The organism is Marinomonas lutimaris, assembly GCF_019426345.1.
Classification (GTDB): Bacteria; Pseudomonadota; Gammaproteobacteria; order Pseudomonadales; family Marinomonadaceae; genus Marinomonas; species Marinomonas lutimaris.
The window spans coordinates 1-19,432 of record NZ_JAHLLW010000002.1 but is presented as its reverse complement, the minus strand read 5'-3'; the positions used below and the strand labels follow the sequence as shown (position 1 = coordinate 19,432).

Below are 19,432 nucleotides of genomic sequence, written 5' to 3'. Positions count from 1 at the left end.
GATGAGCCGAGGAACGAAGGCGTGATCTGACGGTTAACGGTATACGTAACGTCTCACGCCTGATCACGGTCGTACCTCCCTCATCAGGCCTACGAAACCTATCCAACCTTCGCGCACGAAGTTTTACTGTGCTTTCTTGGTTTTCACATCCAGCCAAACAGCGAGTAATAAAATCATGCCTTTGACGATTAATTGCCAAAAAGTCGGTACATCGAGCATGCTCATTCCATTGTCTAAACTCGCCATAATAAGCGCGCCCATGATGGCTCCAAACACTGCACCAACACCGCCTGCCAAACTGGTTCCGCCAATCACACAGGCGGCAATGGCATCCAGCTCCGCCATATTTCCGGCTGCTGGAGAACCCGCACCAAGCCGAGAAGTCAGTATCAAAGCCGCTACAGCGACCATCATGCCGTTAAAACCAAACACCAACATTTTGGTTCGTTCGACGTTCACACCAGACATGCGAGTCGCTTCGATATTGCCGCCAATGGCATACACACGACGACCAAACGCAGTTCGCTTAGCAACATAAGTGGCAATAAGAATTAATCCACCCATGATCAAAATAGGCGTTGGAATGCCTCGATAACTTTCTAAGGCATAGAGCAAAACGAGCAAGACCACGACCGCGACAAAAGCTTTTGCGTATTCAAACTTTGCCGCTTTGTTTTCAACCCCGTGTTGTTTTCTTGCCTTGCGTCGAGCATACACTTTTGCCACCAAACCTAGGCACAACAAGCCAACAACACTGATGCCCCAACCGGAAGGAATATAGCTTTGGCCAATGATCGCCAGCGAGCTGGACGTTGGTGCAACCGTGGCGCCGTCAGTCAAACCCACCAAAATACCACGAAACGCCAACATTCCCGCCAAGGTAACAATGAAAGATGGCACGCGTTGATACGCCACCCACCAGCCATTAAACAAGCCTAAAACCAAACCTGCGACGACGGTCACTAACACGGTAAGTAAAATCGGAAAGTTAAACCAAACATCCAAAATCGCTGCAATCCCACCCAATAAGCCCATCATAGAACCAACCGACAAATCGATTTCGGCACTGATGATGACAAACACCATGCCAATAGCGAGCACACCCACAATGGCCGTTTGACGAATCAAGTTCGAAATATTCCGTGGCGAAATAAACGCGCCATCGGTCGCAATAGAAAAGAAGACGACAATCAGCAGCATCGCCGCTAACATCGCAAACAATTGTAATTGACTGGTTTTTATTGTTTTAAACATTCGCTACACCTTCTTTGATCGCGCAATTCATAATCATTTCTTGGGTCAAACCTTGATAGTCAAATTGCCCTTTCAAGCGCCCTTCATGCATCACTAATACTCGGTCACTGATACCAATCACTTCGGATAATTCAGACGACACCATAATGATGGACATACCTTGTTTGACGAGAGCAAACATCAACTTGTAGATCTCATATTTTGCGCCCACGTCGATGCCGCGAGTTGGCTCATCGAGAATCAGAATTTTGGGATGGGTTAATAAACATTTGGCGATAATGGCTTTTTGTTGGTTGCCACCGCTGAGGTTTTTAATCGACAAATCAGCGGACGCGGTTTTGACTTTTAGCTGCTCAATATAATCGTCGATGTCATTACTTTCTTTGTCTTCGTTCACAGCACCAAACCAAGAAGAATATTGGCCCAATACAGACAAAGTAATATTACGGCCGACGCTCATAATGGGCACGATACCATGACGTTTTCGATCTTCTGGCACCATGGCAATGCCCGCTTCTAACGCCACACGCTGGGAACGAATATTGATGATTCGCCCTTCTAGCTCGATCTCTGCTTCATAGTCACCATCGTAAGAACCATAAAGACACTGCATCAGCTCGGTACGGCCAGAACCAATTAAGCCCGCGATGCCGAGAATTTCCCCATGGCGTAATTCAAAACTGACATCTTCGACTTGCGCTCGGGTCGCGCCAGCTTGTTTGGCGGTGGCGTGTTTGACACGTAAAACCACCTCGCCAATGTCATGTTCTTCTCTTGGAAAAAGCTCGTCTAGCTCTCGCCCAACCATCATGCTGATGATGTCATTTTGTGTCAGCTGAGCCGCTACTTTGGTATCAATATGGTCACCATCACGAATCACGGTGACCCAATCAGACAAGGCCAATACTTCATCCAATTTATGAGAAATATAAATGCACGCAATACCTTGCTGTTTCAATTCGCTGACGATGTTCAATAGAATGTCGATTTCCGTTGTCGTCAAAGACGAAGTCGGTTCATCAAGAATCAGCAGTTTGACGTTTTTATTCAGCGCCTTGGCAATCTCGACCAATTGCTGCTGACCCACACCAAGATCACGTATTGGCGTATCGGGCAATACGTCTAGTTTCACTCGCGCTAATAATTCCGACGTACGACGATGCATTTCCTCGTCATTGAGCCGTGCAAAAGACCCAAGCTCATTACCAAGAAAAATATTTTCCATCACCGACAATTCTTTAACGAGTGCCAATTCCTGATGAATAATGACAATACCCAACGCTTCGGTATCTCGGATTGTCGATGCTCTTACAAGATTACCTTCAAAGAAGATTTCTCCTTCGTAAGAACCAAACGGCCATACGCCGCTTAACACCTTCATCAAGGTCGATTTACCCGAACCATTTTCACCGCAGATAGACAAGACTTCACCACGATCAAGCTGAATGCTCACGCCATTCAAGGCACGAACACCCGAAAAGCTTTTTACAATGGAACGCATGTCCAATAATGTTTGCTTCATATTTACACCCTTATGAAAAGCAAATGGCGCTCAATTGAGCGCCATACATTAGGAAAACTAAGGATTGTAAACATCGTTACGAGAGTGGAAGCCATCAGCAATGACAGTTGAATCTAGATTGTCTTTGGTAACCGAAATCGGCGTTAACAACACGGCATCCACATCTTTTTTGCCGTTGTTAACCGAGCCATTAACTTTGATTTTTTCACCACGAGCTAGCTTAACCGCCATTTCAGCACTGGTTTTTGCCAGTTTCGAAATCGGTTTGTAAACCGTCATAGTCTGTGTGCCAGCAACAATACGACGCACTGATGCTAAATCAGCATCTTGACCAGAAATCACCACTTTACCACTCAAACCTTGTGCAGCTAGTGCTTGGATCGCACCACCAGCGGTAGAATCGTTAGACGCTACAACCGCATCAATTTTATTAGCATTGGCAGTAAGACCATTTTCCATAATATTCAATGCCGCTTCTGCCGACCAACCCATTGCCCACTGGTCACCGACTATATTGATCTTCTTCGAATCAATCGCAGGTTGCAGTACGTTCATTTGGCCTTGACGGAACATCTTCGCGTTGTTATCTGTTGGCGACCCTCCCATCAGAAAATAATTACCTTTTGGTTTACGCTTCAGTAAAGCTTCGGCCTGCATTTCACCCACACGAATATTGTCAAAAGACACATACAAATCGATGTCGGCGAATTTAATTAATCGGTCATAGGCCAGTACTTTAATACCTTCAGCTTTGGCTTCTGCCAGAACATTACCGAGTACTTCACCGTTTTCTGGCACAATAACTAACACATCGACACCACGGGAAATCATGTTTTCAATTTGAGAAATTTGTGTATTTGCATCACCATTGGCAGATTGTGTGTAAACCTTAGCACCCATAGATTCGGCCGCTTCAGTAAACAAATCTCGATCTTTCTGCCAGCGCTCTAATCGTAAGTCAGACATCAACAAACCGATTTTCTCACCCGCCGCCAATGCAGGAAGAGATGTTGCTGCACAGAGTGTTGCCAGCAAACTTATGGAAAGGATTTTTTTCATCTTTTCATTCCTTGTTATTTTTATTAAAAGTGAACGATCTCCTGATGGAGTGAGACGAATGTAAATCGACGCTTTAATAAGCGGTATTATCTTTTTTTGTTTCCGTTTAGCGTTTTTACAAAAAAGCCCTTTGGACGCCAATCCAAAGGGCTTTGATGATACATAAGAGCAGCTTTTGAACGAGCTAACTAAAACTCTTCTTCAACTTGGTTAATAAAGATAAGCACTAAAAACAACACGACAATAAAACGAAACGCAGAAGCTTGCCCATTCCAAATCTGCGACTGCCACATTAAGAACCATTCTGCGCCAATGGTCATAAATCCGGTAAACCAAAGCAACACACCAAGTGCTAAACCAAAATTTGCCAGTGCTTTTGCAGCATTAAACTGTTTTTTATCTGACTTTCTCTTTTGCCACATATTCCATGCACCCAACGCACACAAAATACCAACTAAAGCTTCAGCCAAGATAATCAACCAATAAAATCCGTGATGCAAAAGAGGTTCATCGATAGCACGGTATTTTAATTCATTCCATTCAAACGTCGTGTCCATGGTTAATACATGCTGGACAAACGCAAAGTTAGAACCGTAATCCACAACATTATTAAAAGCCACCAACCCTGCGAACAGAGCAACACAGCCAACTAGTACGATTTTGATTGTTCTTAAATGATTCATCTGATCCTATCCTTTTGAGATGATTGATATATTATTTGTTAAAGCGAAAGAATCTATATCAAAGCTATGAAGAGTAAGCAAATATTGAATTTAGCCGTAACTGTCTCGCTGAATACAAACGGATATACGATAATAAGTACTCCACCTCTTGCCCATCGCCTACAGATACATCACTATTTAGAGCCTATCTAAAATACCGTTTAGATCACGATTGTTAACAAGAAAGCGTTAAGCAAAGCACCTACATGACACAAGGACGCTAAGAACTACAATGAATCTACTCAAAAAATACACTGGTTGGTTTGTGCTTGGCACCTTGGTTTTTTATCTCTTATCCGTTGCTCACTTCATCCCTGTGTTACTTCCTACCTTATTAGCGTGGGGGGCTAATATCGCCATGTGGCATACTTTAGCGCCAAGCGCGAAACGCCAAGTCACTTGGCTAATGGCAATAGGAATAGCAGCATTGCTGTTCGCAGGGTCAAAAGGCACATGGATGACTTGGCAGCAGGTTTTTGCAGTGAACCTGCCGATGTTGGCCATGTTTGTTGCCGTTTCATTTTTAGATTTAACCAACTCGACAGATGAAAAACGCCCTTTACCAAAAGGCTTCAGCGCCATATTCAACACGGCTATTGGCGTTCAAGTATTAGGCGCAGTGATTAATCTATCGGTGATTATGGTGTTCGCAGATCGCATGAAGGGAATAATCAAATTAAGTCCGGTACAACAATTTATACTGACTCGTAATTTTTCTGCTGCGGCTTGGTGGTCACCCTTCTTCGTGGCAACGGGTGTAGCTATAATCTATGCACCAGGCATGCAGTGGCAAAAAACACTTATTCCAGGCATTGCAATGGGATTAGTTGCCATCATTTTTTCCAGTATCGAGGCGTATAAACGTACAAAAGGCGATTTCAACGGCTATCCAATTCGCCGTGAAAGTCTTTTTATTCCTATGTTTTTAGCTTCGAGCGTTATATTTTTTCACTTTATTTGGCCCAATATCAGCATACTAGTACTTATCTGCCTTTTGGCGCCAAGCGCGACTCTGTTACTAATGCGCACTGCCTCTAGAAAAGCAAGCCTACTGCATTTCGTGAACCACAAGCTGCCACAGATCGGCAGTCAATTTGCTCTATTTCTCGCGGCGGGAATATTTTCAAATGGCATTAGCGCGATAATATTGAGTTATCCAGAGTTCTTTAATTTAGAGAGTTTTAGTTTCAGCCCAATACTATTTTCGCTAACGCTTGCCATCATGATTGCCGCTGGCGTTATCGGCATACATCCTGTTGTAAGCATTGCTATTGCTAGTCCAATGCTACTGCCACTGCATCCAGATCCTACTCAATTAGGCTTTTTATTCTTAAGCGCTTGGGCTATTTCCGCAGGCAGTAGTGGACTAACGGGGCTGGGATTATTAATGACTAGCCGCTATCAAATACCAACCAAGACTATAGTCACTAACAGTATCTACTACGCTATTTTTATGTGGTTACTTTGCAGTTTAGTCAATGGATTTTTTTTGTAGAACGCTGTAAACCTATTCGATGTGACGATGGTATTTTGCATTTTAAGTGTTCCCCCTTTAGTGTGGTAATTAAAACCAAGTTCGATTTTTAATTAAACGTAAAAGGAAGTAGAACAATGAAAACGAACACCACTCATAAAAATAACCCGAGCATCGCTAACTTTGCCGCGATCAAAACAGCCATAGTAAATAATGAAGAAGCGCTACTCAAAGAGTTACTTGCTGATCAAGCTATACCAGAACTCGAAAAAAATACCTCATCGATCTAGCCGATCTCAGCAACAACCCTGCAATTTCACAAATAATCAAAGACATACCTGAGGAAAAATAGGCGTTAACAGGTCGATGTCGCTTATTCGGTCATCCGTTGTGGACCTGTGCCCTTTGCGCCTAATTCATCGTATGGGTTAAGAAGCCGACATCTTTCCAGAGAAAGGCAGCCACAACCAATGCAATCGGACATCATGTTTTTTAGTTCCGTTAATTGAGTTATCTTCCTTTCTAACTCACCTTGCCACCTTAGCCCCAACGCTTCCCAATCTTCTAGGGTGACGCGAGTTCGGTTTGGTAACCCTTCAAGCTCCAATAAAATATCCTCCAAAGAAAACCCTGTCCGCTGAGCAACCTGAATAAGAGAAACAATCCGAATGACATGCTTTGGATATTGTCTGTGATTAGAGGTATTTCTTTGACTCTTGATCAAGCCTTTTCTTTCATAAAAATGCAAAGCCGACACAGACACTCCGGTCCTTTCACTTAACACTCCCACTGAAATCCACTCAGGCATTATTATTTTTCGCATTTCACGCTTGACCTCAACTTAAGTTTAGGTAGCAGAATAGACACAAATCCAAGTGAACTCAAGCTCAGCACGGGAGAAAGCACTTGGAAAAATACTGTCTATTTCTAAAAAGAGAGCCTTAATGAAAATAAATCCATTAGACCCCAGAGCACTTTGCCTGCTACTGATCTCCACGCTAACGGTGATGTCCAACGCGACTATTGCCCCTGCATTACCCGGTTTGGCCAATGAGTTCTCAGGAACACCATCTGCCGATTTCTTGGTAAAAATGCTATTACCTATTCCAGCTTTGTTTGTAGTAATTTTTGCTCCAATACTTGGCTGGACAGCCGATAAATTCGGCCGCAGAATTCAAATAATCATTGCGACTATCGTCTTTGCCATCGCAGGTGCAGCTGGTGCAAAGCTACAAGAAATAGAAGCCATTATTATCAGCCGAGCCATTCTAGGCATATGTGTTGCTGGGCTCATGACGGCTATAACCGCGCTAATCACCGATTATTATTCTGGTCCGAAAAGAAGCCAATTTATGGGGCTGCAACAAGCTTTCTCTAATATTGGCGGCATTCTTTTCATCGTCACAGCGGGCTATTTAGCAGGCATCAGCGCTCGACTGCCTTTTTATATCTACGCCAGTGCTATTCTGTTGCTTCCGCTCATATTCCTTTCTATTCGTGACAGCAAGCAAACCAATCAGCCCAGCGATAACCAACGAGACGATACTAATACCAGCTGGACACTACCGCTCATTGGCTGCTCTATTCTCGTTTTCTGCCACTTAGTCGTGTTTTATATCCTACCAACACAAATTCCATTTTTTATGGCCGATATTGGTATCACTGATCCAAGTAAATCAGGCTTGGCAATCGGAATGGGGACATTAGTCGCCGCGATAACCGGCGTATTTTTTGGCAAGCTGGTTGCCAAAATCCAAAGCTATGGCGTCGCACTCATCGGCTTTATTACCATGAGCATTGGCATGCTCGTGCTATCACAAGCCACATCGTTCAGCTTGGTGATTCTCGGTTGCGGCCTCATGGGCGCTTGCATGGGATTAGTAATGCCAAATTTCATGGTAAAAGGCATGGAACTTGTGCCAAGCCACAAACGCGGACTCGCATCTGGCGTACTGACCAGCAGCATCTTCATTGGGCAATTTGTTTCACCTTTTGTCACCTCAGCTCTTATCGCCAAATTGGGGTACAGCGATTTTTACTTATTAGCAGGGGCTTTTACTTTAGTTCTAGCCATTGCAGGCGCAGCCACTCTGAAAAAACAATCTACTCTCACGACAAACGTCAACAAAGGAAACTAAAATGAAAGTACTGGCCTTCGGCACAAGCAACAGCAAAAACTCTATCAACAAGAAACTGGCTTTTTATGCTGCCCAGCAAATCAACAACGCAGACGTGTCACTAATCGACATTGACGACTTTGAAATGCCAATCTATAGCGAAGACAGAGAAAAAGAGTCAGGCATTCCGCAGCTCGCGCATGATTTTTATAAGGCAATAGGCTCGGCCGATAGCATCGTGATGTCATTCGCCGAATACAACGGTTCTTATACCTCGGCTTATAAAAACTTGTTCGATTGGACATCTCGAATAGACATGAAAGTCTTCCAAAATAAACCTGTAATAATGCTGTCTACTTCACCCGGCCCAAGCGGAGCACAAAGTGTTTTAGCCGCTGCACAAGCCTCAGCGCCCTACTTTGCAGCGAACGTAATCAATGCAATATCACTACCGAGCTTCTTCGATAACTTTGATGTAAATAAAGGTGTCGTAACTGATGAGACATTTAACCAGAACTTACTTACAGCAATCAGCAAACTCTAAGCTTTAAGAAAATGTATTGCGCCACGCATACTTAGATCATTAAGGGTATGCGTGGTGCTTATTATTAAAAAGCAAAAGAGTTGTCATTTTCACCTAAACATTTTTAATTACTTTTATTCCGACTTGGTTCGTGAGCAACATAACGAGGTAAATTGGCATCAAAATCATCCCAATTAGCGCTTGATGACACAAAGTTATGCGATTGCGGTCTTTCATCAATATCAGAATCTAAAATACCAAGACGTAAACGCAGTTGATTCGGTGATTGTTCGTTGCTACTAAAAATTGGGGAAGCACACACCCTGCAAAAGTGACGTTTTTTCCCAGGCGAAGTCTCATAAAATGCAACCAGCTCCTGCCCTGTTTTTATCACTAACTCTTTTGTAGCGACAAACCCATTCGTCGCATATGCAGTGCCGCAGCTTTTTCTGCACTTAGAGCAATGGCAGTGAATAATGGAATCAATACCACCATGAATTTCTAATGTTACCGCCCCGCATAAACAGCTCCCGTGATACATAGAATTCCTTTTAAGCAATTATTGTGGTTTTAATTTATAGCAAAAAACTTAGAAAAATTGATCAAATGATAAAAATTCTTCGTTTGTTATGCATAAAAACACCTTAGATATCACTTTCAACTGTCACTAACAATAAACAGGCTGGTTATTATTCACAGATATATCAAATGGTGGTGGTAAGACAATCATATCGCTGATCGTTAAGTTTCGTTGACGAGTTAGGATGTACACAGCAGCATCCATAAGTTAGCTTCATTAAACAAGGAACTAACGACCTTCGAACGACTGTACTTAAGAGATTAAAAGTGGCATCAGATGAACGACTATCACGAAAAAAATAAACTATAAATATAGTATTACTTTTAGCGAAACTTTTGAATTTGAAATATGGCTGAGGGAGTCAGTATTCTTGATAAGAAAGGGAATAAACGAACTTTTGAAATGGTTGCGGGAGCACTTGTTTGAACTTAAAAGTGAACCTACGAATTTTGAAATGGTTGCGGGAGCAGGATTCGAACCTACGACCTTCGGGTTATGAGCCCGACGAGCTACCAGACTGCTCCATCCCGCGACAAGTTAAACTATTGATATAGCTTACTTTTTAGTAATGTATTTCTGAATATTTGTATGACCAAATCTGATATTTGGTTGCGGGAGCAGGATTCGAACCTACGACCTTCGGGTTATGAGCCCGACGAGCTACCAGACTGCTCCATCCCGCGACAAGTTAAACTATTGATATAGCTTACTTTTTAGTAATGTATTTCTGAATATTTGTATGACCAAATCTGATATTTGGTTGCGGGAGCAGGATTCGAACCTACGACCTTCGGGTTATGAGCCCGACGAGCTACCAGACTGCTCCATCCCGCGACAGATTAAACTATTGATATAGCTTACTTTTTAGTAATGTATTTCTGAATATTTGTATGACCAAATCTGATATTTGGTTGCGGGAGCAGGATTCGAACCTACGACCTTCGGGTTATGAGCCCGACGAGCTACCAGACTGCTCCATCCCGCGACAGATTAAACTATTGATATAGCTTACTTTTTAGTAATGTATTTCTGAATATTTGTATGACCAAATCTGATATTTGGTTGCGGGAGCAGGATTCGAACCTACGACCTTCGGGTTATGAGCCCGACGAGCTACCAGACTGCTCCATCCCGCGACAGATTAAACTATTGATTTATATAGTTTATATGCAGAAATTAAAGATAAAAATATGTCAAGATAACTAAATTCACTTGGTTACTGGAGCCCTTTTATTAACTAAAAAGTGAACCAACGACCTACTGTAAGATGGTTGCGTGAGCCCTTTTCTTAACAAAAAGTGAACCAACGACCTATAGTAAAATGGTTGCGGGAGCCGGATTCGAACCAACGACCTTCGGGTTATGAGCCCGACGAGCTACCAGACTGCTCCATCCCGCGACAGATTAAACTATTGATTTATATAGTTTATATGCAGAAATTAAAGATAAAAATATGTCAAGATAACTAAATTCACTTGGTTACTGGAGCCCTTTTATTAACTAAAAAGTGAACCAACGACCTACTGTAAGATGGTTGCGTGAGCCCTTTTCTTAACAAAAAGTGAACCAACGACCTATAGTAAAATGGTTGCGGGAGCCGGATTCGAACCAACGACCTTCGGGTTATGAGCCCGACGAGCTACCAGACTGCTCCATCCCGCGACATACTAAACAATTTATATAGTTTAGATTTTATCTTTTAGTACTGAAGAAATTATATGACTAAATAAATATAAATGGTTGCGGGAGCCGGATTCGAACCAACGACCTTCGGGTTATGAGCCCGACGAGCTTCCAGACTGCTCCATCCCGCGACATACTAAACAATTTATAGAGTTTAGATTTTATCTTTTAGTACTGAATAAATGATATGACGACATAAATATAAATGGTTGCGGGAGCCGGATTCGAACCACCGACCTTCGGGTTATGAGCCCGACGAGCTACCAGACTGCTCCATCCCGCGACAAATTAACTTTCTTTACATCACTAACAACTTCATTTGATTAGTTTTGGCTGGAGCCCTTTTCTTAATTAAAAAGTGAACCAACGACCATTTTTTTAATATGGTTGCGGGAGCCGGATTCGAACCAACGACCTTCGGGTTATGAGCCCGACGAGCTACCAGACTGCTCCATCCCGCGACTAATCATCGTTAACAACAATCATTCATCAATTCTTGTTGGTTAAGCTAATTCGCTCAACCCTTGCCAACGAGGTGCGTATTATAGGTAGATTAATCTAAGAGTCAAGCGCTGCAAGAGAACTAGATAGGATTAGTTGAAAAAAACTCTTTCTGCCTCATTATCTACCTATACCAAACAGACTCAGCCTCTAATTAGATATAGAGAAGCTTAAATACTTGTATCCTACGCTACCACAAGGTAAAAGGTAGCCATCCAATATTTTCGACCAATAGGTTAGGAGCCAATCATGCCCAGCAATATTGAAGCCATTCTAAAAAAATCAGCAATCCCCACTGAAGCCGATGCCCTACCCGGTAGAAGCACGCCTTTAAAAATCTCAGGTATACACGTTGTCAACAATGAACCGTTTGTCCGCTCTGAAAAACCTAATGAATCCGAGGTTATTCTTGGAATGGGTTGTTTCTGGGGTGCCGAGCGCAAACTATGGAATACTCCCGGCGTTATCGTCACTTCTGTTGGTTATGCTGGCGGCTTTACACCCAACCCAACTTATGAAGAAGTTTGCTCAGGACAAACAGGACATAGCGAAGTCGTACAAGTTGTGTTTGATACCTCTATTATCTCGCTAGAGGGCGTGCTTAAGGTTTTCTGGGAAAACCACGACCCAACTCAAGGCATGCGCCAAGGCAACGACATAGGCAGCCAATATCGCTCTGTTATCTATACAACTAATGATAAAGATATGCCAATTATTGAAGCTAGTAAGGCTGCATTCCAAAAAGAATTACTTACTGCAGGTCACGGCATGATCACCACAGAAATCGAACCGCTTGAAACTTATTACTTCGCTGAAGAATATCATCAGCAGTATCTTCATAAAAATCCGAACGGTTACTGCGGACTAGCTGGAACTGGCGTGAGCTGCCCTATCGGCTTAGGCGTGTAGTTTTTAGTTAACGGGGAGATCACTCTCTAAACTGAACAAGTTACAGAAACGAAAAGGCCGAATCGAAAAACGATTCGGCCTTTTTAGTGGTCTCTATGTCAGAGCAAGATTAGCCATCAATATTGATGTTGTACTCTTGGTCGTTGTAGATGACTTTGATGGAGTCAGCAGCAGTAACACTGCCACTTCCATTTGAATCAAAGTTAGAACCAGAACCAAATGTAGCGACATCGCTGCCATCCACTTTTACATGTTTATCCGTAACAGTAACATGAGCTGACAAGAAGCTCGCAATCGCATCTGCGGACGCATCAGCACCTGGGTCACCAGCTACGCCAGTCAGAAGATCTGTTAAATCTAGCGCATCGTCCTTAGCATTGAAGTCAGTAATGGTATCGATCGAAGCATTATTTAACACGAACAAATCAGCTCCTGCCCCACCAGTTAAGGTATCATTACCTGACCCACCGATTAGAACATCATTATCATCGCCGCCAAGTAACGAATCATCACCAGCGCCACCAATTAAGATGTCATTGCCTGCTCCACCAGAAAGGTAATCATTACCACTTCCGCCATCTAACAAGTCATTACCAGAACCTCCATAAAGCTCATCGCTTCCTGCTCCGCCGCTTATGCTGTCGTTGCCACTTCCACCATCTATCCAATCATTACCATCATCACCAGTAAGAAGGTCGTTACCGCCCCTACCATATATAGTATCGTTCCCGCCGTTACCATGGATAGTATCATTGCCACTCTTCAATAAACTAGAGTCGCCACCATAAAGGGTATTACTCCAACCACCATCATTCCAATTTGTATTAAATATATTTCCATCATAACCAGCTCCTGTTTGTATTGAAGAGGTTCCTGCATATACTTGATCAACCAAATGGCTCATATCTTCAAAAGTAGTATCACTTGACTCAGTAACCGTACTACCTGTTCCATTTACAGTAATATTGATGGTGTTAAGAACAGAATCGCCGTCGTTATCAATCACTGTATATTGATAGCTCACAACTTTAGAGTGCCCTTTTCCTAAAGAACCAATAAGTGCAGCACTGGCAGTAAAGACATAGCTTCCATTTGAGTTAGTAACAAAGGTTCCATTGTTGTTACTGGTCGTATTTTCTATCACTTTATCTAAGCCATCCGCACCAGCATCTATTTCAAGCATACCTGACATGGAACTCGTTAAGACTGAGCCAATAGGCTCAACATGAGCAGCTATATTATAGGTGACTGTTTTATTTTCAGGTGTTGTAACAGTATTTGTTATAGCGCCATTCACCAAGAAACCATCAAGGTAAACATTATAACTAACACCACCGACAATAATTGTCTTACTGCTATTTTCTAGCGTTAAAACATCTCCGCTGTTAGTCGTGTTATTCGCCGTTTCATTAATAGTTAACAATGATGATAGATTTACTGTGATTTGCTTGCCACCAATGGTCAAGGTGACATCCACATTAAAGTTTGAGTGCGAAAATGAATCCTCACTCTGAGAAGTCGCATTATTTCTATGGGTAATCGAAGCGACAATTACCTCATCATCAATTGAAACATTGCTATGTGCAACCGATTCACTAACGACAACACTACTATATATGCTATCCGAGTCAGATGTTTTCCCCCAAATTATCGCATCCTGATATGAATCATTGTCTGTGTTATTAAACTGCATCCCATCAGAGTTATTATTACCATTGCGATCGTAATAATAAGAAGAAGAAAAACCAGCAGCCAAATTACTAACAGAGTAGGAATCCACCCCTTCTAAATTAAACGTCGCATTCATTGTTACAGCACTAGGTGAATCGTCTTCAATAGACACAGTAACTGTTTGTGTCGTTACAGCTAATCCATCACCCACTTTAATCTCGAACGGCACAGAAACAGTGTCTTCCTCACCAGCCGAAGGTTGATCTAGAGCTCCTTCCAACGTCACGCTATAAGAGCCTTTTCCTGAACTATCAAGATCTCCGTTCAATGTAACGACCAAAATGGTTTTGTCTCCAGCTGATCCTGTTAACGTATGACCATCATCGCTCAACGTCCAAGTCAGCTCCACTCCACCTGATTTCAATTGTATATCTTCGTTCGGTAGAACTAACGATACCGGTAAATTATCACTCTCATGAACAAAGAACTTACCTGATGTGGTTGCGCTATTTGTCGTATCCGGATTCCCTAGATTATCAGGGTTGCCATTAACCAAACCTTCTTCCGATACAGAAACTGCGGTATGAATTGTCGCGCTATCCGTACCAGTATCAGAAGTATTGCCATACCTATCACTAAGTGTCGCACTGACATTGATATCTTTGCCTTCCCCAGGGTTCGCAAATGTTGTCGCCACAAACCCCGCTGCAATAGAGGCCGCATTCAATACGATACTAGTACTTGTTGTTCCATTACTTACCGTAATCGTATTACCAACCACTGCACCTTCTGGCAAAGTCACTTTTACATCAATTGCACCATTCAATTCATCAGCACTAATCACGCCATCATTATTCGAATCTTCGGTAATTTCAACAGTGGGAGCTTCACTAGCAACACCAGCTAATTCAAGCTTAACTGTAGTGGTTGCACTATCCCCATCACTATCGATAGCCGCTATTGTAAACTGAATATCTTTAGCTATATTCTGATATTGCAGAATATCCCAAGCGCCTGTTTTTTCACTTAACTTAACTTCAAATACTTTATGATCATCAGTATCTTTCGCTGTAAGGGTATGGCCATCATCACTAAGAGTAACGGTATAACCTAAATCATCGACCAAGCCAGTTAATTTGAAATCACTAATACCATCAGCTGAGCTTGCGGTTACTTGACCAGTTGCACTTGCGATAGGCTGAGCAGAATCGACCCCGATAAAAGAAATAGACTGTATAGCAAAATCACTATTAGTCGCATTATTGGAGTTCGTTCCGTTATCAACTGCAATGAAATGCACCTCATCAAAACCGCCCGGAATTGAGGTTAAATCTGTCGTCAAATGACCACCTAATGAATCCGCAGTAAAGTTAGTCGTAGAACCCACTTCTTTACCATCACGATAAAATACTGCTTTTGCAATTTCATTCGCTGCATCACCTTGTTCACCACTGATGAAAAGAGAACTTAATTGCGCATTAATACCAAATGCTAAATGTCCAGGCTCAAGTTTAAATACAATCTCTTCCGATTGACCATTTCGAATAGAAATTTCACTTGCTAGCTCGTCAATAGAAGATGAGGCTTCAGGACTATAAACAGACAGACCACGATAATCTGTTTGGAAGACTTGCGCTTGGGTTAGGTTGCCATTTGTATCAAACCCAATAGCTTGAATGGTAAACCCATCAGCTTGATATATAGATCCATTAACAGTATGTCCTGAGTTCGCAGAATCGGAAGGGCTCCATGCCGCACCAGTTACCGCGAAGCTATAACTACCAGTGACAACTTGAGTTACGCCTTGCGTCGAGACATGGTAACCCTCTGCCGGCTCATTTTGAGAAATAGTGACACCGTCATCTTCAAATTTAAGATGTGAACCAAGATCAACCTCAACATAACCCAAATCTCCTGCTGACGTATTACTGTCTCCATCTGCAGCTGTTATAGCTAATTTAACACCCAAATCTTTCAATGAAACCTGTTCATCAGAGCTGTTCGTATCAGGGTGTGAAACTGCTTGATATTGGATCATAGAGACCTTGCCATCACCATCAACAGTAACTTCGAATACCTTCGTTCCACTTTCTGTCAAACCAACTAATTTACCGCCATCTAATGACAAACTAATCTCTTCACCCGTCCTGGATACAGTAAAGCCAGTGGCAACTGAAGATTCTGCAAGCTTAATTTCATAAGCAACATCACCACGGCCATCCGTACCGTAACCGATATCGAACACTTTAGAAAAATCAGTCGTAGTAGCAGAAACAGAATTCTCAGCAACTAGATCTGAGTCATCCGTAAGCACATTAAGTTTAGCAAGGGCTTCATTATTAACAGTAATAGTTGGAACTGTATCAGTATCAACAAATTCAGCTGCATAAGATCCAACAGCAGTACTGCCGCCTACTTTCTCTGTCGTTATAGCTTCCGCTCTAATAGTGAACGCATCAGAATTTTGCGGCACAGTCATTTTTAACTGAATTCCGGTTAAATCTTTTCCATCCGGATTACTAATAACCCAACCTGTATCACCAAGAGTAAGAGTAACGCCTGCACGCGCTCCAACAAGCTCAACATCAACACCATCAGGAATACCAGAGAGCGTAATACCAGAAAGTGTTTCACTACCATCCGTATCAGTAAGTTCAGCAGATACATCAACCAAAAACTCTTGGCTAGTAGCTATTGTTTCAATTGTTGTGTCATCTTGATTAGGGCCGTCAAGTGTACCATTACCATAGATAACACCTTCTATTTGATTGCTGCCACTAATCAATGTTTGGTTATCATATTTAACAACAATACTGTCGATAGTATTAAAATTACCATTTCTATTATTTGGACCGAAACTTACATCAAAACCTGTAGTATCACCTGATAAGAAAATATAATCCTTCATTGCATCAGGACTCTGCTGAGAAACAGATCCACCTAATACAGAATTAAGATCTCTCAACTCCTCACGCCCATTCCAATCAGACTGTGTATAGAACCAACCGCTATCTGGATGAACGACAAATATATCAGCGTAACTTGAAGACCCATGAGGATTGCCATCCCCGTAATACTCTACTACGCCAGGATGTTCAGAGTCTGGGTTTGCAATTTCTGGTACTGAATCACCTTTAGTCAACCACACACGAACGCCATCACCAATTTTGATAATTTGGCCGTTTTGAACATCAAAACCACCTGGTTGACCACTACCACCGTTAACTTGAGTAATGCCACCAGTATTAGAGCCTTCATTCGATTCTGAAGCCGTTATAGTAAGCTCGACCTTAGGTGCATCAGCAACTGGAACGACATTAATATCCAAATCCGCACTTTCGCCTGTAGATGTTGTATAGCTAACCGTCGGAACATCACCAGACCAATCAGCAGCTGGCACAAATTCATAAGAACCATCTGCTCGAAGTGTTAACGAACCGATGTCTTTATCCGAATCATCACCAGAACCTTTGACTACAACCGTGTCACCAGCTTGATAAGTAACATTATTTATAGAATACGTTGCAACAGTAAAAGCACTATCTACATCTGAATCATTAGACAGAACGCCGTTTGCCGCATTTACAGAAAGAGTTGTATCTTCATTAGTCAATCCTTTATCGCTAACAGTCACTGTCACATCATCAACAGCTGTAACCTCAATAGACAAGGTGGAAGTAACATCCGTACCAGAGCCATTAGTAACAGTATATGAAATGTCAGGCACAGAACCGTTATAATCTTGTTCAGGGATGAAGCTATAACCACCATCAGCAGAAAGAGTAAAGGTACCAACACCAGAAATAGTAGCTATCTTAGAATCGGAATCCGTCAGACTATAAGTCTGCCCATTCACAGTAAAAGAGCTGACTGAGACCGTAAAAATGCTAGCTAGATTAGTAACATTATTAAGCACATTACCTGATGTCACATGATCTTCAGCAGTGGAAACATTTTCATCACCGTCAGAGAAATCATTGTCAATGATACCAATTGTTGCGGAATCAGAGGCAACAACACCATCTACCCCCTTGATAGCTAATTTGAAATGCTCTACCCCTTCAACAATGGCATCATCAACTATTGGGATGCTGATATTTATAGAAATCACACCAGCAGGGATGGTCACATTTCCATTTTCAGTTATAGATAACATCACCGTATCACCAGATGAATTAACATAACTAGCAGTCATATTCTGAAGATCAACATCATCAGCACTTGCAGCGCTATCGAAGGTAGGTAATAACTTGATCGTCACATCAGAACTTGTAGCTTGAGTCAGAGTGACAATAAATTCAGCATTATCACCCTCTATTGGAGCGCCATTATCATTTATATAAGCGATAGTTAAAGTATCAAATTTCGCACTGTCTGTTCCCGGTTCAGAAACATTACCGGCTTTATCAGTAACAGTTGCATCAACTACCAAGGTAGAACCATCTTTAAGACGATCAAACTCAAACTGCACTTTTCCAGCCGTTATTTGCTCCTCCGTCAATACCATAGGCTCTTGCCCAGTTACGGTTAAAGTATCACCAGCAACTGCACCTGTTGGCAAACCTATCTCGACATTTACTTTACCTACTAGTTCAGCATTACTAATTACACCATCATTATTAACATCTTCCGTGATTGTAACGGTTGGAGCTTCTGTAGCTGTTATATCAACAGTTGCAGTATCAGCACCTATTGCAGATTGATTACCATGAGCATCTGTCTGGAAGGCAGATACGGTTATGGCATCTCCGTCCATGACATTTTCAGTCCATGCTATAACTCCATCACTATAACTAAACGAAATTTGAGGAGTGCCGTTCTCATCAACTAAATCACCATTAACATTCAGAGACAAAGAAACTGTACGTTCCTGACCATCACCATTAGCAATCGTAAGAGTAACAACACCTCCAAGCTGCAACTTCTCACCATTTACAGCCACCTCAACTTGAACGTTATCATCACCCAATTCAGCTTTACTAATAAATTCATCATTATCAACATCGTCAATAATAGACACCTTTGGCGTATCTAAGTCGTTGTCTATAATCGTCGCTGTGCCGCTCTCGCCGCCCACATTCAACGTGAACGTTTCATTCGCTTCGTCGATCGTGTCATCGGTCGTCGCGACCGTCGCCGTGAACTCGGTCACGCCCGCTGGGACTGTGATCTTGCCACTGTCCGCATCGTAAGTGACACCACCGCTGAACGTCACGTTCGACAGGTCTGTGTCGTAGTCGTCGCTGCCCGCTGTGCCGTTCGTCAAGCTGAAGTCGTACGTTTGATCCGAGGTGCTTTCATTGCTTAACGTCACGGTGAACACCGCGCCTTGACCTTCAATCACAGTGTCACCGTCCGCATTAACCGCCGTACTAACGATGCTCACCACTGGCGCATCTTGCGCGTCGTCGATGGTC

12 protein-coding genes and 10 tRNA genes are annotated in these 19,432 nt (G+C 42.5%); 5 read left to right on the top strand and 17 right to left on the bottom strand.

Features of this window, described 5'->3' with window-relative positions; translation table 11 throughout:
• Positions 1-123: 123 nt before the first annotated feature.
• The 4 genes from KPL72_RS03045 to KPL72_RS03030 form a co-directional block, all read right to left on the bottom strand.
• Positions 124-1,254 (bottom strand): sugar ABC transporter permease, encoded by a 1,131-nt coding sequence (locus KPL72_RS03045; protein WP_012069570.1) that lies wholly within the window; start codon positions 1,252-1,254, stop codon positions 124-126.
• Positions 1,247-2,776, bottom strand: coding sequence for a xylose ABC transporter ATP-binding protein (locus tag KPL72_RS03040; RefSeq protein WP_219701823.1), 1,530 nt, complete (start codon positions 2,774-2,776; stop codon positions 1,247-1,249). Before KPL72_RS03040 ends, KPL72_RS03045 begins: the two co-directional genes overlap by 8 nt.
• A gap of 57 nt (positions 2,777-2,833) precedes the next feature.
• Positions 2,834-3,835: a D-xylose ABC transporter substrate-binding protein gene (gene xylF / locus KPL72_RS03035; RefSeq protein ID WP_212918565.1), complete on the bottom strand. Its 1,002-nt coding sequence runs from the start codon at positions 3,833-3,835 to the stop codon at positions 2,834-2,836.
• Positions 3,836-4,023: 188 nt separating this feature from the next.
• Positions 4,024-4,518, bottom strand: coding sequence for a DUF2165 family protein (locus tag KPL72_RS03030; RefSeq protein WP_219701822.1), 495 nt, complete (start codon positions 4,516-4,518; stop codon positions 4,024-4,026).
• A gap of 271 nt (positions 4,519-4,789) precedes the next feature.
• Here KPL72_RS03030 and KPL72_RS03025 point away from each other — a divergent pair, with 271 nt between their 5' ends.
• Positions 4,790-6,052 (top strand): hypothetical protein, encoded by a 1,263-nt coding sequence (locus KPL72_RS03025; RefSeq protein WP_219701821.1) that lies wholly within the window; start codon positions 4,790-4,792, stop codon positions 6,050-6,052.
• A gap of 116 nt (positions 6,053-6,168) precedes the next feature.
• Positions 6,169-6,321, top strand: coding sequence for a hypothetical protein (locus KPL72_RS03020; RefSeq protein ID WP_219701820.1), 153 nt, complete (start codon positions 6,169-6,171; stop codon positions 6,319-6,321).
• Positions 6,322-6,404: 83 nt separating this feature from the next.
• Here KPL72_RS03020 and soxR read toward each other — a convergent pair whose 3' ends face one another.
• Positions 6,405-6,854, bottom strand: coding sequence for a redox-sensitive transcriptional activator SoxR (gene soxR, locus KPL72_RS03015; RefSeq protein WP_219701819.1), 450 nt, complete (start codon positions 6,852-6,854; stop codon positions 6,405-6,407).
• Positions 6,855-6,975: 121 nt separating this feature from the next.
• On the opposite strand from soxR, the gene KPL72_RS03010 reads away from it, so the two are divergent.
• On the top strand, positions 6,976-8,169 hold the full coding sequence (locus tag KPL72_RS03010) for an MFS transporter (protein ID WP_219701818.1): 1,194 nt from the start codon (positions 6,976-6,978) through the stop codon (positions 8,167-8,169).
• 1 nt (position 8,170) lies between these two features.
• The gene (locus tag KPL72_RS03005; protein ID WP_219701817.1) at positions 8,171-8,692 is read left to right on the top strand and encodes an NADPH-dependent FMN reductase; all 522 of its coding nucleotides are present in this window, start codon (positions 8,171-8,173) and stop codon (positions 8,690-8,692) included.
• 103 nt (positions 8,693-8,795) lie between these two features.
• Here KPL72_RS03005 and KPL72_RS03000 read toward each other — a convergent pair whose 3' ends face one another.
• From KPL72_RS03000 to KPL72_RS02950, 11 genes are all read right to left on the bottom strand, one after another.
• Positions 8,796-9,212 carry a GFA family protein gene (locus tag KPL72_RS03000; protein WP_219701816.1) on the bottom strand — a complete coding sequence of 139 codons (417 nt, stop codon included), beginning with the start codon at positions 9,210-9,212 and terminating at the stop codon, positions 8,796-8,798.
• Positions 9,213-9,706: 494 nt separating this feature from the next.
• Positions 9,707-9,783 (bottom strand) — tRNA-Met (locus tag KPL72_RS02995).
• Between the two features lie 74 nt (positions 9,784-9,857).
• Positions 9,858-9,934: transfer RNA gene (locus KPL72_RS02990), tRNA-Met, on the bottom strand.
• Positions 9,935-10,008: 74 nt separating this feature from the next.
• Positions 10,009-10,085: transfer RNA gene (locus KPL72_RS02985), tRNA-Met, on the bottom strand.
• 74 nt (positions 10,086-10,159) lie between these two features.
• A tRNA-Met gene (locus KPL72_RS02980) sits at positions 10,160-10,236 on the bottom strand.
• Positions 10,237-10,310: 74 nt separating this feature from the next.
• Positions 10,311-10,387: transfer RNA gene (locus KPL72_RS02975), tRNA-Met, on the bottom strand.
• A gap of 186 nt (positions 10,388-10,573) precedes the next feature.
• A tRNA-Met gene (locus tag KPL72_RS02970) sits at positions 10,574-10,650 on the bottom strand.
• 186 nt (positions 10,651-10,836) lie between these two features.
• Positions 10,837-10,913 (bottom strand) — tRNA-Met (locus KPL72_RS02965).
• Between the two features lie 75 nt (positions 10,914-10,988).
• Positions 10,989-11,065: transfer RNA gene (locus KPL72_RS02960), tRNA-Met, on the bottom strand.
• Positions 11,066-11,140: 75 nt separating this feature from the next.
• A tRNA-Met gene (locus KPL72_RS02955) sits at positions 11,141-11,217 on the bottom strand.
• A gap of 101 nt (positions 11,218-11,318) precedes the next feature.
• Positions 11,319-11,395, bottom strand: a tRNA-Met gene (locus KPL72_RS02950).
• A 289-nt stretch (positions 11,396-11,684) separates the two neighbouring features.
• Here KPL72_RS02950 and msrA point away from each other — a divergent pair.
• Positions 11,685-12,344 carry a peptide-methionine (S)-S-oxide reductase MsrA gene (gene msrA, locus KPL72_RS02945; protein ID WP_212918562.1) on the top strand — a complete coding sequence of 220 codons (660 nt, stop codon included), beginning with the start codon at positions 11,685-11,687 and terminating at the stop codon, positions 12,342-12,344.
• 109 nt (positions 12,345-12,453) lie between these two features.
• Here the strand turns inward: msrA and KPL72_RS02940 are convergent, their stop codons facing one another.
• The gene (locus KPL72_RS02940; protein ID WP_219701815.1) at positions 12,454-19,401 is read right to left on the bottom strand and encodes a DUF5801 repeats-in-toxin domain-containing protein; all 6,948 of its coding nucleotides are present in this window, start codon (positions 19,399-19,401) and stop codon (positions 12,454-12,456) included.
• Positions 19,402-19,432: the final 31 nt, after the last annotated feature.